The sequence below is a fragment of the Citrobacter europaeus genome, from assembly GCF_037482245.1.
GTDB classification, from domain to species: domain Bacteria; phylum Pseudomonadota; class Gammaproteobacteria; order Enterobacterales; family Enterobacteriaceae; genus Citrobacter; species Citrobacter europaeus.
The window spans coordinates 3,324,285-3,339,262 of sequence record NZ_CP148084.1 but is presented as its reverse complement, the minus strand read 5'-3'; the positions used below and the strand labels follow the sequence as shown (position 1 = coordinate 3,339,262).

Below are 14,978 nucleotides of genomic sequence, written 5' to 3'. Positions count from 1 at the left end.
TCATCAATAGAGGTCGCACATTATTATGACATCACTGGTCGTTCCCACTCTGGATACGTTGCGTCAATGGCTCGACGACCTGGGCATGAGTTTTTTTGAATGCGATACCTGTCAGGCGCTGCATTTGCCGCATATGCAGAATTTTGACGGCATCTTTGATGCAAAAGTTGATTTGGTCGATAACGTCATTCTGTTTTCCGCGATGGCGGAAGTCAGACCTTCTGCACTGCTGCCACTGGCCGCCGACCTGTCTGCGATTAATGCCAGTTCACTGACGGTGAAAGCCTTTCTGGATATGCAGGATGATAATCTGCCAAAGCTAGTGGTTTGCCAGTCTTTATCCGTTACGCCAGGCGTGACGTTTGAGCAGTTTGAATATTTTGTTCGCCAGAGTGAAGAGCAAATATCGATGGTGATCCTCGAAGCCGGTGCGCATCAGCTGTTATTTAACGCTGAAGAAGATGCGCAAAACAGCAGCGCTGAAGTTCATTTCCTCCATTAATTCTTCCTGAATCTGGACATATATTGCGCAGCCGCTGCCAGAGCGGTTGCGTATTGCCCGTTTTTATTCTGCGTTTAACCTTTCATTAAAGAATTATTCACCTCGATTCAGCGCGTTCCGCTTTATGTCATAGACAATTCTTGCATAAAAAATTGATAAAAGACGTTTTTTAATCTGGGCTATATCCACAATTCCTGGCTAAAGTTATTCTTGCGAAGCTTACCAACGCCATCATTTAAACAGCCCCTTGTGACCTGAGCTGCGGCCACAATGTATGTTGAATGCATAGGCGGATGCCAGCGAGCAATAGCGGCGTGAGGAGAGGCCTCTCTTTTCATTGGTGCCGCATGAAAGAATATGCACGTTTCTTGCATATGATTAGAGTGTGACATTTTTGTTCGTTTGTTAACGAACTTTCAGAAGGAAAGAGATTATGACCGCCTTAAATAAAAAATGGTTATCAGGCCTGGTTGCGGGCGCTCTGATGGCTATCTCTGCCGGTACGCTCGCTGCTGAACAAAAAACGCTGCATATTTATAACTGGTCTGATTATATTGCCCCGGATACGGTGGCTAATTTTGAAAAAGAGACCGGAATTAAGGTTATCTATGACGTATTTGATTCCAATGAAGTGCTGGAAGGTAAGCTCATGGCTGGCAGTACCGGCTTTGACCTTGTTGTTCCATCCGCCAGTTTCCTTGAGCGTCAACTGACTGCAGGCGTCTTTCAGCCGCTGGATAAGAGCAAATTGCCGGGCTGGAAAAACCTCGATCCTGAACTGCTAAAGCTGGTGGGTAAACACGATCCGGACAACAAGTTTGCGATGCCGTACATGTGGGCCACGACCGGCATTGGCTATAACGTGGATAAAGTCAAAGCGGTGCTGGGGCCGGATGCGCCGGTTGATAGCTGGGATTTGATCCTCAAGCCAGAAAATCTGGAAAAACTCAAAAGCTGCGGCGTCTCTTTCCTTGATGCTCCCGAAGAGGTGTTCGCCACGGTGCTGAACTATTTGGGTAAAGACCCAAACAGTACCAAAGCGGATGATTACACCGGGCCGGCAACGGATCTGCTGCTAAAACTGCGTCCGAATATTCGCTATTTCCACTCCTCGCAGTACATCAACGACCTGGCAAACGGTGATACCTGCGTCGCGATCGGCTGGGCCGGGGACGTATGGCAGGCAGCAAACCGTGCGAAAGAAGCGAAAAATGGCGTCAATATCTCATTCTCCATTCCTAAAGAAGGTGCAATGGCGTTCTTTGACGTGTTCGCGATGCCAGCCGATGCGAAAAACAAAGATGAAGCCTATCAGTTCCTTAACTACCTGCTGCGCCCTGATGTGATTGCGCATATTTCCGACCACGTGTTCTATGCCAATGCCAACAAAGAAGCGACAGCACTGGTCAGCCAGGAAGTTCGTGACAACCCGGGCATTTACCCGCCTGCGGATGTTCGCGCCAAGCTGTTCACGCTGAAAGTTCAGGATCCGAAGATCGATCGTGTCCGTACTCGCGCCTGGACGAAGGTAAAAAGCGGAAAATAACCTGATGTACGGGACGTGACCCGGCAGGATTTACGCCTGCCGGGCAGTATCGATCCCGGACACACAAAACCCGGCAATACGCACCACCGTGGTGCGTTATTTGCACCGTTTCTTTGTTTTATGCCGGAGAGCACCTGAGTGAATGATGCAACCCCACGCCCACAAGCGAAAATCCGCAAGGCGCTGACCCCGCTGCTTGAAATTCGCAATCTGACCAAGTCATTTGACGGTCAGCACGCCGTTGATGACGTCAATCTTACTATCTACAAAGGTGAAATATTTGCTCTGCTCGGCGCGTCCGGATGTGGCAAATCGACCCTGCTGCGGATGCTGGCGGGATTTGAACAGCCGACAACCGGGCAAATTATGCTTGATGGCGTCGATTTAGCGCACGTTCCGCCTTATCTACGTCCGATTAATATGATGTTTCAATCCTATGCCTTGTTTCCGCATATGACGGTAGAGCAAAACATTGCCTTTGGCCTCAAGCAGGACAAACTGCCGAAGGCTGAAATCGCCAGCCGGGTGAATGAGATGCTGGGCCTGGTGCATATGCAGGAGTTTGCCAAACGTAAACCGCATCAGCTTTCTGGCGGTCAACGCCAGCGTGTGGCGTTGGCGCGTAGCCTGGCGAAAAGGCCGAAGCTGCTGCTGTTGGATGAACCGATGGGAGCGCTGGATAAAAAGCTCCGTGACCGCATGCAACTGGAAGTGGTGGATATTCTTGAACGCGTCGGCGTGACCTGCGTGATGGTGACGCACGATCAGGAAGAAGCCATGACGATGGCGGGGCGCATTGCGATCATGAACCGTGGCAAATTTGTCCAGATCGGCGAACCGGAAGAGATCTACGAGCATCCGACCACGCGTTACAGCGCAGAGTTTATCGGTTCGGTTAACGTCTTTGAGGGGCTGCTGAAAGAACGGCAGGAAGATGGTCTGGTTATTGAGTCTCCAGGTCTGGTGCATCCACTGAAAGTTGACGCCGATGCTTCTGTTGTCGATAACGTCCCGGTGTATGTTGCGCTGCGCCCGGAAAAAATTATGCTCTGCGAAGCTCCTCCGCCAGAGGGATATAACTTCGCGGTAGGCGAAGTGGTGCACATTGCCTACCTGGGTGATTTGTCGGTGTACCACGTACGTTTGAAAAGTGGCCAAATGCTGAGCGCTCAGCTACAAAATGAACATCGTTATCGCAAAGGATTACCAACCTGGGGTGACGAAGTCCGTTTATGTTGGGATGCGGACAGTTGTGTGGTGTTGACGGTTTAAGGAGCGAAGATGAGTACACTTGAACCTCCGGCACGCGTAGATAAAGCGGGGCGATTCACGCTGTTTATGTCGCGGCTGCAAATGAAGCACGGGCGCAAGCTGGTGATCGCGCTGCCGTATGTGTGGCTATTGCTCCTGTTCCTGCTGCCGTTTCTGATCGTCTTCAAAATCAGTTTGGCTGAAATGGCGCGCGCTATTCCACCGTATACCGACCTCGTTTCATGGGCTGATGGTCAGCTCTCCATCACGCTCAACTTAGGCAATTTCCTGCAACTGACGGACGATCCGCTCTATTTTGATGCGTACCTGCAATCGTTGCAGGTGGCGGGAGTTTCGACTGTCTGTTGCCTGCTGCTGGGGTATCTGCTGGCATGGGCGGTCGCGCACAGCAAGCCCTCGACGCGCAATATTCTGTTGCTGCTGGTGATCCTGCCGTCCTGGACGTCGTTTTTGATTCGTGTTTACGCCTGGATGGGGATCCTGAAAAATAACGGCGTGTTGAACAACTTCCTGATGTGGCTGGGTGTTATCGACCAGCCGTTGACGATCCTGCATACCAATCTGGCGGTTTATATCGGTATTGTTTACGCCTATTTGCCCTTTATGGTGCTGCCGATTTATACCGCGCTGACGCGTATTGATTACTCGCTGGTGGAAGCGGCGCTTGATTTAGGCGCCCGACCGTTGAAAACCTTCTTTAGCGTGATCGTGCCGTTGACCAAGGGCGGGATTATCGCAGGGTCAATGCTGGTGTTTATTCCGGCTGTTGGGGAGTTTGTGATCCCGGAACTGCTGGGTGGCCCGGACAGCATTATGATTGGCCGTGTACTTTGGCAGGAGTTTTTCAATAACCGCGACTGGCCGGTGGCTTCTGCCGTCGCCATTATTATGTTGTTGCTACTGATTGTGCCGATCATGTGGTTCCACAAATATCAGCAAAAAAGCGTGGGGGAACACGGATGAATAACTTACCGGTCGTTCGCTCGCCGTGGCGTATTTTTATCCTGGTGCTGGGCTTTACCTTCCTGTACGCGCCGATGCTGATGTTGGTCATCTATTCGTTTAACAGCTCGAAGCTGGTGACGGTATGGGCGGGTTGGTCAACCCGTTGGTATGGTGAGCTTTTCCACGATAGCGCGATGATAAGCGCCGTCGGCATGAGCTTAACGATTGCCGCGGGCGCTGCAACGATGGCGGCAATCCTCGGTACCATAGCCGCCGTGGTCATGGTGCGCTTTGGTCGTTTTCGTGGTTCGAATGGTTTCGCCTTTATGATCACCGCGCCGCTGGTTATGCCAGATGTCATTACCGGTTTGTCGCTGCTGCTGCTGTTTGTGGCACTGGCGCACGCCATCGGCTGGCCTGCGGATCGCGGTATGTTGACCATCTGGCTGGCGCACGTCACCTTCTGCACGGCCTATGTCGCGGTGGTCATCTCTTCACGTTTGCGCGAACTGGATCACTCCATTGAAGAAGCGGCAATGGACCTTGGTGCCACGCCGCTGAAGGTCTTTTTCGTCATCACGCTGCCGATGATTATGCCGGCGGTGATCTCCGGGTGGCTGCTGGCCTTTACGCTGTCGCTCGATGACCTGGTTATTGCCAGCTTTGTCTCTGGTCCTGGCGCCACAACGTTACCGATGCTGGTGTTCTCCAGCGTACGTATGGGGGTTAATCCGGAGATCAACGCGCTGGCGACGCTGATACTTGGCGTGGTAGGAATTATCGGATTTATCGCGTGGTATCTGATGGCGCGAACAGAAAAACAACGGATTCGCGATATCCAACGTGCAAGACGTGGCTGAAAAAACTAAAATCTGCCAACCTGTCTATACGGCGCAGCTGTGGTGGCTGCGCCGTTTTCATGGAAGACGACGCGTTGGGATTTTTTAAGAAATCATCCACATCACATGCCCGCTTAAACGTCCCTGCTTTGGTGCAGGTGGCGGCGCTGGCTATTATTATGATCCGCTGTCTCGATCTGTTGATGATTTTTAATACGCTCGGGTTTCGCGGAACCAGCGAATTTATTCATCGCAGCGTACAGACCTGGAATTTGACGCTGGTGTTTCTGGGTAGCCTGGTGCTGCTGTTTGTCGAAATTTACTGCGCATTTTCGCTGGTCAAAGGACGAAACTGGGCGCGCTGGATCTATCTGCTGACCCAGATTATCGCTAGCGTCTATCTGTGGGCGGCTTCGTTGGGCTACGGATACCCGGAACTGTTCAGTATTGCGGGGGAGTCCAGGCGTGAAATCCTGCATACGCTGGTGATGCAAAAATTGCCGGATATGCTGGTGTTACTACTGCTGTTTGTTCCTGCGTCCAGCAGACGGTTCTTCCGTTTGCAATAACGTTAATACCCTAAATAATTCGAGTTACAGGAAGGCGGCAAGAGAATGAATCCCCAGGAGCTTACATAAGTAAGTGACTGGGGTGAGTGAGCACAGCCAACGCACCTGTAACTTGAAGTATGACGGGTATATAATCTTGGCCCCCTGTTAATTTGTAGGTTTTTGTATGCAGTGCGCACTTTATGACGCCGAACGCTGTCGCTCCTGTCAGTGGATAACACAGCCAGTCGTCGATCAACTCCTCTCAAAAACAGCCGATCTGCAGAATCTACTGGCTGATTATCCGGTCGGAGAATGGTGCGCGCCGGTCAGCGGCCCGGAAAGCGCTTTTCGTAATAAAGCCAAAATGGTGGTCAGCGGCAGCGTGGAAAAACCGCTGCTGGGGATGCTGCATCGTGACGGTACGCCGGAGGATTTGTGCGACTGTCCGCTCTATCCTGCGTCTTTTGCGCCCGTATTTGCCGCGCTCAAACCGTTTATCGCCCGTGCGGGGTTAACGCCCTATAACGTGGCGCGTAAACGCGGGGAGCTGAAGTATCTGCTGTTAACGGAAAGCCGGTTCGATGGCGGCATGATGCTGCGTTTTGTCCTGCGTTCCGAGGCAAAACTGGCCCAACTGCGCGCGGCGCTGCCATGGTTACAGGCACAGCTGCCGCAGTTAAAAGTGATCACCGCCAATATTCAGCCTGTGCATATGGCGATTATGGAAGGGGAGAGTGAAATCTTCCTGACGGAACAACAGGCGCTGGCGGAACGCTTTAACGATGTGCCGTTGTGGATCCGCCCGCAGAGCTTTTTCCAGACCAACCCGGTGGTGGCGGGGCATTTATACGCCACGGCGCGCGATTGGGTGCGTCAGCTTCCGGTTAATCATATGTGGGATCTGTTTTGCGGCGTCGGGGGCTTTGGTCTGCACTGCGCCACACCGCAGATGAAACTGACGGGGATTGAAATTGCACCAGAGGCGATTGCCTGTGCGAAACAGTCTGCGCAGGAGCTTGGGTTGCAGAATCTGCATTTTCAGGCGCTGGATTCGACCCAGTTTGCTACCGCCCAGGGCGAAGTGCCTGACCTGGTGCTGGTGAATCCGCCGCGTCGGGGGGTTGGAAAGCCGCTGTGTGATTTTCTTTCCCGCATGGCGCCGCGTTTTATCGTTTATTCCAGCTGTAATGCCCAAACCATGGCGAAGGATATTCGCGAGTTGTCTGGATATCGCATTGAACGTGTCCAGCTTTTCGATATGTTTCCACACACCGCGCACTACGAAGTATTAACGCTTCTCAGCCGACAAAACTAACTTGCCTGATGGCGCTTCGCTTATCAGGCCTACAGGCTGTTCGTCATTTGTAGGTTTGTTAAGCGAAGCGCCGAATCCGGCAAATGCAACATGCGAAAAAAAAGCCCGTACTTGCGTACGAGCTCTTCTTAATATATGGCGGTGAGGCGGGGATTGACTCGCTTCGCTCGCCCCTTTGGGGCAGCCCGTTCGCTGCGCTCCCGGTCTGTCCAACTGGCTACGCCAGTAGTCGAACCCCGGTCGGGGTTTCTCATCCCCCCGCAGATGTGCAACATGCGAAAAAAAAGCCCGTACTTGCGTACGAGCTCTTCTTAAAATATGGCGGTGAGGCGGGGATTCGAACCCCGGATACGTTGCCGTATACACACTTTCCAGGCGTGCTCCTTCAGCCACTCGGACACCTCACCATATTGTATTGCTGCCTGACCGCTTGGGGGGCAACGGGGCGCTACTATAGGGAGTTGCGCTAAAACGGTCAAGCAGAATTTACGTGTTCACTCTCGTTTGGTTACGCAATGTACATATTCCTCCGCCCGGGCTGGCGCGGAGGAGAGGATTAGCGCTGAGAGTCCAGTTTTTCGCCGTTAGTCACGACTTCCTGAGCTTTGCCGTAGCTCTCGATCAGCAACTGATAAGCCGGGAAGACTTTGGTATACACTTCCGCCCATTCGGCGGCGTCTTCACGGTTCCATGTGCCCTGAATTTCAGAAGCGACGGCGGCAGTATCCATTGGCACGACACCAGCCTGAACAACGCGAGCCAGGGTGATTTCCTGCGCCATTTTGCTGTAAGTACCGGAAGCGTCTATCACAGCGAAAACCTTGTAGCCTTCCGCAACCGCGCTGATGGCCGGGAAAGCCATGCACACGCTGGTAATCGTACCGGCGATAATCAGCGTTTTACGCCCCGTCGCTTTGACCGCTTTCACGAAGTCCTCGTTATCCCAGGCGTTGATTTCACCTTTACGCGCCACGTATTGGGCATGCGGCGCATTGGCGTGGATCTCTGGAATCAACGGACCGTTAGGCCCCTGTGGTACGGATGCCGTGGTAATCACCGGCATCTTTGCCAGGGTCGCCATTTTAGCCAGCGCGGCGGCACGCGCACGCAGTTCTGGCATTGGCATATCGCCGACGGTCTGGAACAGCCCGCTCTGATGATCGATAAGCAGCATGACGGAATCATTCACATCGATGACCGGACGTGAGCCATTAAAGTTTGCAGGACTGGACATATTCTTCTCCTTCGATTCAGATTTGGCCAAAGCGGCCGGAGTTAAAATCGCGTACGGCTTCAGCGATTTCTTGTTTCGTGTTCATCACAAACGGACCGTAACCCACAATCGGCTCGTTCAACGGCTCGCCAGACAGCAGCAGCACGCTGGCGTCGCTGGTGGCTTCAATGTGTAGCGTCTTGCCCTGCTGGCTTAGCACCACCAGTTGCGCTTCGCTGGCAGACGTGGTGCCGTTTACGGTGATATTGCCTTTTAATACCACCAGGGCGGTGCTCCATCCTTCAGGCTGGGACAACGTAAGCTGATGATTACGTTGCAGGCGCATATCCCAGACGTTCAGCGGCGAAAAGGTATGTGCCGGGCCTTTCGTATCCTGATAGCTGCCTGCAATCACACGAACGCTGCCTGCTTCATTGGGCAGGGCGACGGTCGGAATAACATCGCTGCTGATGCCCTGATAACCCGGTACGGCCATTTTGTCTTTTGCCGGTAGATTGACCCACAGTTGCACCATTTCCAGTTCGCCACCCTGACGGGTAAATTCAGGTGAATGGAACTCTTCGTGTAATATTCCTGCACCGGCAGTCATCCACTGCACGTCGCCGGGGCCGATAATGCCGCCGCGACCGGTTGAATCACGGTGTTCAACTTCGCCGCTGTAAACGATGGTCACCGTCTCAAAACCACGGTGCGGGTGTTCGCCTACGCCGCGTTTTTCGTTACCCGGAGTGAATGTATGCGGACCGGCGTAATCCAGCAGCAGGAACGGGCTTAGCTGCTCAGCATGAGACTGGTAAGAGAACATCGAGCGGACCGGAAATCCATCGCCAACCCAGTGTGGGCGAGGTGCGGTGTAGACGCCTGTTACTTGTTTCATATGTGTCTCCTCTATGGCGTTGTCATGATGTGAATAAGCTTATATTCATGACAGCGAGCTGAGTAGTAGCTAAAATAATCCTCACTGTCTCATTAATAGGACAATAAAATGACGAAGCCGGATCTCAATGATTTTGCATGGTTTGTGCATGTTGTAGAGGAAGGGGGATTTGCAGCGGCGGGTAGGGCGCTTGATGAACCAAAATCAAAACTGAGCCGACGTATAGCGCAACTGGAAGAGAGGCTGGGAGTCCGACTGATTCAGCGAACCACCCGCCAGTTTAACGTGACGGAAGTTGGGCAAACCTTTTACGAACACTGTAAGGCGATGTTGGTTGAAGCGCAGGCGGCGCAGGATGCCATCGCCGCGTTACAGGTTGAACCGCGTGGGATTGTGAAGCTGACTTGTCCTGTTACGTTGCTGCATGTGCATATCGGGCCAATGCTTGCCCGTTTTATGGCGCGTTATCCTGACGTATCCGTACAACTGGAGGCCACTAACCGCCGCGTGGACGTTGTTGGAGAAGGCCTGGACGTGGCGATCCGCGTCAGGCCCCGGCCATTTGAGGATAGCGATCTGGTGATGCGCGTGCTGGCGGACAGGGGACATCGTTTATATGCCAGTCCGCAGTTAATTGAGCAAATGGGGGCGCTACACTCTCCGGCGGAGCTGACACGCTGGCCGGGCCTGAGTCTGGCCTCGGGTAAACATGTGCATCGGTGGGAGTTATTTGGCCCGCAGGGTGCGCGGGCAGAGGTACATTTCACGCCGCGAATGATTACCACCGATATGCTGGCGTTACGTGAAGCCGCAGTCGCTGGCGTAGGTGTTGTGCAACTTCCGCAGTTGATGGTAAAAGATCAATTAGCCGAGGGTGAACTGGTCGCGTTGCTTGATGGCTGGGAACCTAAGCGAGAAATTATTCACGCCGTCTTCCCATCACGCAGGGGATTATTACCTTCAGTGCGCGCATTAGTGGATTTCTTAACGGAAGAATATGCGCGGATGATTGAGGATTAAATACCTGACCTCAGCCCACAAAAAAGGCCGGTTAAACCGACCTTTTATAATCTGGACGCCATTCGGGCGTTAAAAACAATCAGCGACTACGGAAGACAATGCGGCCTTTGCTCAGGTCGTACGGGGTCAGCTCAACAGTCACTTTGTCGCCCGTCAGGATGCGGATATAGTTTTTACGCATTTTACCGGAGATGTGTGCAGTAACCACGTGACCGTTTTCTAACTCTACGCGGAACATGGTATTAGGTAACGTATCGAGAACGGTACCCTGCATTTCAATATTGTCTTCTTTGGCCATCTAATCCTCTGGGGTATCACTACCGTAATTTGAACCGGCAAGATAATGCCGAAGTTCTTTTAATAAGTAAAGATTTGTGCGTTTAAAACACAGCAAATCGGGTTTGGCGCATTACTCTAACCACACAGCAAAGCTGCACTTAAAGCGCAACGTGTAAGGGAACGAGGAGATAAACGATAGGCGTTGCCTGACGCGAACTGTTCCTTAACGGCGGCGGGGTAATGGGCTAAACCAACTCTGCGCGACAATTATAACACCCCGACAAAAAATGTGCCGAAAACATTCACCTCTGAGGTAAAAATAACGTCCTGGGAACCCAGAAATGGCTCGGTAGCCGCTGCTGACGCAGTCTGCTCAGGTGCTCAAGGTACTCCCGACGCGGTGTTTCGACCGCCCCCAGCGAAGCTGTGTGGCTATTTAATACCTGGCAGTCGATTAATTTTCCGCCCTGACGGATAAATTCAGCGCAAAAAACAAGCAGTGCGGTTTTGGACGCATTTTCCTGACGGCTGAACATCGATTCGCCACAAAACAACGTGCCTTGCGCCACACCATACATACCGCCCACTAATTCATTGTGTCGCCACACTTCAATAGAGTGCGCATGCCCCAGTTCGTGCAGGCGATGGTATGCGTCCACCACATCATGCGTTATCCAGGTGCCTTCCTCCCGGTCATTCGCGCAGCCTTCAATCACCTGACCAAACGCGTAATTGAGCGTCACGCGATAAGGCGAATTTTTATGAAAGCGTTTCATGCTGCGGCTGAGGTGAAATTTCTCGGGCCAAAGAATAGCGCGCGGATCGGGCGACCACCAGAGGATGGGGTCGCCGGGTGAAAACCATGGGAAAATACCGCGCTGGTAGGCCATCAGCAGGCGGGCGGGACTGAGATCGCCGCCAAGCGCCAACAAACCGTTAGGCTCGCGTAAAGCGCCTTCCGGTGACGGGAAGGCTATAGAATGGCGGGACAGTTGCACCAGGCGCATGACAGCGAAACTCCACTACGCGAGTTTGATCGTTCAATAATAGCTTACAGACGTTGCTTAAACTGGTAATAACGCCCCTGCCTGGCTAACAGATCTGCGTGATTACCTTGCTCAATAATTTGTCCGTTGTCCATTACTATTATTTGATCAAAACGCGACAACCCGCGCAGGCGGTGTGTCACCATCATTACGGTTTTATTGCGCATGACATCGCTAATTAATTCAAGCATTTGGCTTTCCGTTGTGGCATCAAGCCCTTCGGTAGGTTCATCCAGCAGCATTAGCGGAGCATCGTGCAATAAGGCGCGGGCGATAGCCAGACGACGGAGCTCACCGCCAGAAAGCTGACGACCGCCTTCACCCAGCCAGGCGTTGAGTCCATCATCCTCAAGCAGTTTGTCCAGACCGACGCGGCACAACATCGCGGCTAATGCGTCATCCTCGGCGTGCGGTGCCGCCAGCAGCAGGTTATCGCGAAGCGTTGCGCTGAACAGGTGTACGCGCTGCGGCACGACGCTGATGCACTGGCGCAGCGTGGCTTCACTAAAGGTAGCAATCGGCTGCTCGTTAATCAGGATTTCGCCACCCTGCGGATCCCATGCGCGGGTCAACAATTGCAGCAGCGTTGATTTGCCGCAGCCGGTACGACCAAGAATCGCAATGTGTTCACCGGGTGAGGCCTGCAGGGAAAGGGTATCGAGCGCTTTTTGTGCCTGACCCGGGTAGCTGAATGACACATCGCGTAGCGTAAGGGTGACCTGCTCAGGAACCGGAGAGCCGGCATCCGGGAAGGTAACTTCTGGCTGCTGTTCGGTTAACTCGGTGATGCGCAGCGCGGAGGCAATGACCTGACCGAGATGCTGAAACGCACCGGTGACTGGCGCCAACGCTTCGAACGCCGCCAGCGCACAGAAAACAAACAGCGCGATCAGTGCGCCTGGCTGGGTGTTGCCGCCCACGCCGCCTGAGGCCATCCATAACATCATTATTACCGCCAGCGCGCCAACTAACAGCATGACCGCCTGTGACAGCGCGGTTAATTCAGACTGACGTCGCTGGGCTTCGTGCCACTGTAACTCGGTGGCTTCCATTTGAGCGCGGTAGCGTTCACTGGCGCCAAAAATGGTCAATTCAGCCTGGCCTTGCAGCCAGGACGTTAACTGCTGACGATATTGTCCACGCAGATGCGTCAGACTTTGTCCGGTGCTCTTGCCTGCCTGATAAAAGAGCGGGGGCAGGATAAATAAGGTCAGCAGCATAATACCGCCGAGAGTGATAGCCAGCGTGAAATCGAGAACGCTTAGCCCCAGTGTAACCACCATAATGACGACAAAAGCGCCCACTAGCGGAGAGAGTACGCGTAAGTACAGATGATCGAGCGTGTCGACATCTGCTACGATGCGGTTGAGCAATTCCCCCTGTCCATAACGAGACAGGCCAGCAGGCGAGAGCGGCAAGAGTTTGCTGAAGGTATAAATACGCAAATGTTGCAGCACGCGGAACGTGGCGTCGTGGCTGACCAGGCGCTCGAAATAACGCCCCGCGGTACGGGTGATTGCTGCACCACGTACGCCTGCGGCAGGAAGCATATAGTTAAAGCTGTAAATCCCGGTGACACCAACCACCGCAGAAGCCGACAGGAACCAACCTGAAAGCGTCAGCAAACCAATACTTGCCAGCAGCGTGACGATCGCCAGAACGATCCCCAGCGTTAACATCCATTTGTGACGTTTATACAGCGTCAGATAAGGTAGCAAAGCGCGCATTCAGATATCCTCCTGACGATGAGCCAGTAATGTCGCAAAAGCCCCGTTGGCTGAGCTAAGTTCGGTCCAGGTGCCTTGTTCAACGATCTGCCCGTCCTGCATCACCCAGATAGCGTCCCAGTCGGTAAGATCTTCCAACTGGTGTGTCACCATCAGCGTGGTCTGGCGGCGTGATGCCGCGTTCAACGCCTGCATCACGCGTTGTTCGCTGTGCGCATCAAGGCTGGCGGCGGGTTCGTCCAGCAGCAGTAACTGACAGGGATTGAGTAAGGCGCGAGCCACGGCAACGCGTTGCGCTTGTCCGACGGAAAGTCGAGCCGCCTGATCGCCTACTGGCGTATCCACGCCCTGCGAAAGCAGGGGTAAAAACTCGCTGACCCAGGCGCTGTCGAGTGCGGCCTGTAGCTGCTCCTCGCTGGCATCGGGGCGAGCCAGCAGCACGTTTTCACGTAACGTGGCGGCTGGAAGCTGCGGGTTTTGCCCGACCCATGACAGTTGTTTACGCCAGCAATCAGGCGACAAATCACGCAGCTCAAAGCCGTTAATTCGCAGCGATCCCTGATAAGAGAGGAAACCAGACAGGACATTGAGCAGCGAACTTTTGCCGGAACCGCTGCGTCCAACCAGCACAGCGCGTTGACCGGCTGCCAGGGTAAAGTTGAGCGGCCCGGCCAACACTTTGCCTTCCGGAGAGGTGATGACCAGATCTTGCGCTTCAATTGAAACGGCGTCTTTCGTCGCCAGCTCAATGTCGCCACGCTCTGGATGAGCCAGCGGGGTTTCCATAAAGGTTTTCAGGCTGTCTGCTGCACCAACGGCTTGCGCTTTGGCGTGATAAAAGGTGCCCAGATCGCGCAGTGGCTGGAAAAATTCCGGCGCAAGAATGAGCGCGAGGAAGCCAGCAGCCAACGTGACGCCCGTCCCGTAGTGGCCGAAATCGAGCTCTCCGAGGTAGGAAAAACCGAAGTAAACCGCGACCAACGCAATAGAAAGCGATGTAAAGAACTCAAGGACACCGGATGACAGGAATGCCAGGCGCAGGACTTCCATGGTGCGCTGGCGGAAATCCTGTGACGCAGCGCGGATGCTTTCCGTTTCGGCTTCACCACGACCAAATATTCTTAGCGTCTCCATGCCCCGCAGACGATCAAGGAAATGGCCGCTGAGACGAGCAAGAGCCTGAAAATTGCGGCGGTTAGCATCGGCTGCGCCCATACCGACCATTGCCATAAACAATGGGATCAGCGGAGCTGTTCCGAGCAGTATAAGAGCGGCCACCCAGTTTGACGGGAACACCGCAGCCACAATCAATAACGGGACGCATACGGCCAGCGCCATTTGCGGCAGATAACGCGCATAGTAGTCATGCATATCGTCAATCTGCTCCAGGATAAGCGTAGCCCAGCTCCCGGCTGGTTTACCCTGTATCCAGGCAGGACCTGCCTGTTGCAGACGGTCAAGCACCTGGCGGCGAATTTCAAAGCGAATATGCTGCCCTGCGTGAAACCCGACCCGCTCGCGTAACCAGACGACCCATGCCCGCAGGATGAAAATCAATACCAGCACGATGAAAGGAAGCAGAAGCGCCTCTCGGGGAATATTGGCCATTATCATATGGTCCAGAATTCGGGCCATGAGCCAGGCCTGAGCGACGATTAACAGACCGCTCACGAATCCCAACAGGCGTGAAATGTTCAGCCATCGTTGGGAAATTACACTTTGCTGTTTTAACCAGCGGGTCAGCTCTTTTTGACGGGTTTTATTCATTGCACGCTTAGCAGGTGAGTTATTGGAATTTTTGGGCAGGGCAATGTTACAACGAGGC

The 14,978-nt window shown here is 53.6% G+C and carries 14 protein-coding genes and 1 tRNA gene; 8 read left to right on the top strand and 7 right to left on the bottom strand.

Annotated features, from left to right (window positions below):
* The first annotated feature begins 25 nt into the window (after positions 1-25).
* The 7 genes from WHR59_RS15805 (at position 26) to rlmC (ending at position 6,970) form a co-directional block, all read left to right on the top strand.
* Positions 26-502, top strand: coding sequence for a YbjN domain-containing protein (locus WHR59_RS15805; protein WP_047412390.1), 477 nt, complete (start codon positions 26-28; stop codon positions 500-502).
* Positions 503-935: 433 nt separating this feature from the next.
* Positions 936-2,048: a spermidine/putrescine ABC transporter substrate-binding protein PotF gene (gene potF, locus WHR59_RS15800; RefSeq protein ID WP_043015732.1), complete on the top strand. Its 1,113-nt coding sequence runs from the start codon at positions 936-938 to the stop codon at positions 2,046-2,048.
* 138 nt (positions 2,049-2,186) lie between these two features.
* The gene (gene potG, locus WHR59_RS15795) at positions 2,187-3,320 is read left to right on the top strand and encodes a putrescine ABC transporter ATP-binding subunit PotG (RefSeq protein WP_043015733.1); all 1,134 of its coding nucleotides are present in this window, start codon (positions 2,187-2,189) and stop codon (positions 3,318-3,320) included.
* A gap of 9 nt (positions 3,321-3,329) precedes the next feature.
* A complete protein-coding gene (potH, locus tag WHR59_RS15790) occupies positions 3,330-4,283 on the top strand; it encodes a putrescine ABC transporter permease PotH (protein WP_338843288.1) in 954 nt (317 codons plus the stop codon).
* Positions 4,280-5,125: a putrescine ABC transporter permease PotI gene (gene potI, locus WHR59_RS15785; protein WP_003831669.1), complete on the top strand. Its 846-nt coding sequence runs from the start codon at positions 4,280-4,282 to the stop codon at positions 5,123-5,125. The genes potH and potI overlap by 4 nt, the downstream gene beginning before the upstream one ends.
* Positions 5,126-5,184: 59 nt before the next feature.
* A complete protein-coding gene (locus WHR59_RS15780) occupies positions 5,185-5,673 on the top strand; it encodes a YbjO family protein (protein ID WP_043015735.1) in 489 nt (162 codons plus the stop codon).
* A gap of 166 nt (positions 5,674-5,839) precedes the next feature.
* A complete protein-coding gene (gene rlmC / locus WHR59_RS15775) occupies positions 5,840-6,970 on the top strand; it encodes a 23S rRNA (uracil(747)-C(5))-methyltransferase RlmC (protein ID WP_200007436.1) in 1,131 nt (376 codons plus the stop codon).
* Positions 6,971-7,289: 319 nt separating this feature from the next.
* On the opposite strand, the gene WHR59_RS15770 is transcribed toward rlmC, so the two are convergent.
* From WHR59_RS15770 to WHR59_RS15760, 3 genes are all read right to left on the bottom strand, one after another.
* Positions 7,290-7,377: transfer RNA gene (locus WHR59_RS15770), tRNA-Ser, on the bottom strand.
* 149 nt (positions 7,378-7,526) lie between these two features.
* The gene (locus tag WHR59_RS15765) at positions 7,527-8,204 is read right to left on the bottom strand and encodes an isochorismatase family protein (protein ID WP_043015737.1); all 678 of its coding nucleotides are present in this window, start codon (positions 8,202-8,204) and stop codon (positions 7,527-7,529) included.
* 16 nt (positions 8,205-8,220) lie between these two features.
* The gene (locus WHR59_RS15760) at positions 8,221-9,081 is read right to left on the bottom strand and encodes a pirin family protein (RefSeq protein ID WP_047412377.1); all 861 of its coding nucleotides are present in this window, start codon (positions 9,079-9,081) and stop codon (positions 8,221-8,223) included.
* A gap of 108 nt (positions 9,082-9,189) precedes the next feature.
* Here WHR59_RS15760 and WHR59_RS15755 point away from each other — a divergent pair, with 108 nt between their 5' ends.
* Positions 9,190-10,101, top strand: coding sequence for a LysR family transcriptional regulator (locus WHR59_RS15755; protein ID WP_087051494.1), 912 nt, complete (start codon positions 9,190-9,192; stop codon positions 10,099-10,101).
* Positions 10,102-10,180: 79 nt separating this feature from the next.
* Here the strand turns inward: WHR59_RS15755 and infA are convergent, their stop codons facing one another.
* The 4 genes from infA to cydD all read right to left on the bottom strand — a co-directional run bounded on the left by infA (position 10,181) and on the right by cydD (position 14,920).
* Entirely contained in the window at positions 10,181-10,399 is a 219-nt protein-coding gene (infA, locus tag WHR59_RS15750) for a translation initiation factor IF-1 (RefSeq protein ID WP_002211347.1), read from the bottom strand.
* A gap of 283 nt (positions 10,400-10,682) precedes the next feature.
* On the bottom strand, positions 10,683-11,387 hold the full coding sequence (gene aat / locus WHR59_RS15740) for a leucyl/phenylalanyl-tRNA--protein transferase (protein ID WP_075144931.1): 705 nt from the start codon (positions 11,385-11,387) through the stop codon (positions 10,683-10,685).
* 44 nt (positions 11,388-11,431) lie between these two features.
* Entirely contained in the window at positions 11,432-13,153 is a 1,722-nt protein-coding gene (cydC, locus tag WHR59_RS15735) for a heme ABC transporter ATP-binding protein/permease CydC (RefSeq protein WP_213733483.1), read from the bottom strand.
* Entirely contained in the window at positions 13,154-14,920 is a 1,767-nt protein-coding gene (cydD, locus tag WHR59_RS15730) for a heme ABC transporter permease/ATP-binding protein CydD (protein ID WP_172862863.1), read from the bottom strand.
* Positions 14,921-14,978 lie beyond the last annotated feature (58 nt).

What these genes read in the sequence shown, in the direction of transcription:
- WHR59_RS15805 (WP_047412390.1), top strand. Translation starts at nt 26, where the DNA reads ATGACATCACTGGTCGTTCCCACTCTGGATACGTTGCGTCAATGGCTC.
- potF (WP_043015732.1), top strand. Translation starts at nt 936, where the DNA reads ATGACCGCCTTAAATAAAAAATGGTTATCAGGCCTGGTTGCGGGCGCT.
- potH (WP_338843288.1), top strand. Translation starts at nt 3,330, where the DNA reads ATGAGTACACTTGAACCTCCGGCACGCGTAGATAAAGCGGGGCGATTC.
- potI (WP_003831669.1), top strand. Translation starts at nt 4,280, where the DNA reads ATGAATAACTTACCGGTCGTTCGCTCGCCGTGGCGTATTTTTATCCTG.
- WHR59_RS15780 (WP_043015735.1), top strand. Translation starts at nt 5,185, where the DNA reads ATGGAAGACGACGCGTTGGGATTTTTTAAGAAATCATCCACATCACAT.
- rlmC (WP_200007436.1), top strand. Translation starts at nt 5,840, where the DNA reads ATGCAGTGCGCACTTTATGACGCCGAACGCTGTCGCTCCTGTCAGTGG.
- WHR59_RS15765 (WP_043015737.1), bottom strand. Translation starts at nt 8,204, where the DNA reads ATGTCCAGTCCTGCAAACTTTAATGGCTCACGTCCGGTCATCGATGTG.
- WHR59_RS15760 (WP_047412377.1), bottom strand. Translation starts at nt 9,081, where the DNA reads ATGAAACAAGTAACAGGCGTCTACACCGCACCTCGCCCACACTGGGTT.
- WHR59_RS15755 (WP_087051494.1), top strand. Translation starts at nt 9,190, where the DNA reads ATGACGAAGCCGGATCTCAATGATTTTGCATGGTTTGTGCATGTTGTA.
- infA (WP_002211347.1), bottom strand. Translation starts at nt 10,399, where the DNA reads ATGGCCAAAGAAGACAATATTGAAATGCAGGGTACCGTTCTCGATACG.
- aat (WP_075144931.1), bottom strand. Translation starts at nt 11,387, where the DNA reads ATGCGCCTGGTGCAACTGTCCCGCCATTCTATAGCCTTCCCGTCACCG.
- cydC (WP_213733483.1), bottom strand. Translation starts at nt 13,153, where the DNA reads ATGCGCGCTTTGCTACCTTATCTGACGCTGTATAAACGTCACAAATGG.
- cydD (WP_172862863.1), bottom strand. Translation starts at nt 14,920, where the DNA reads ATGAATAAAACCCGTCAAAAAGAGCTGACCCGCTGGTTAAAACAGCAA.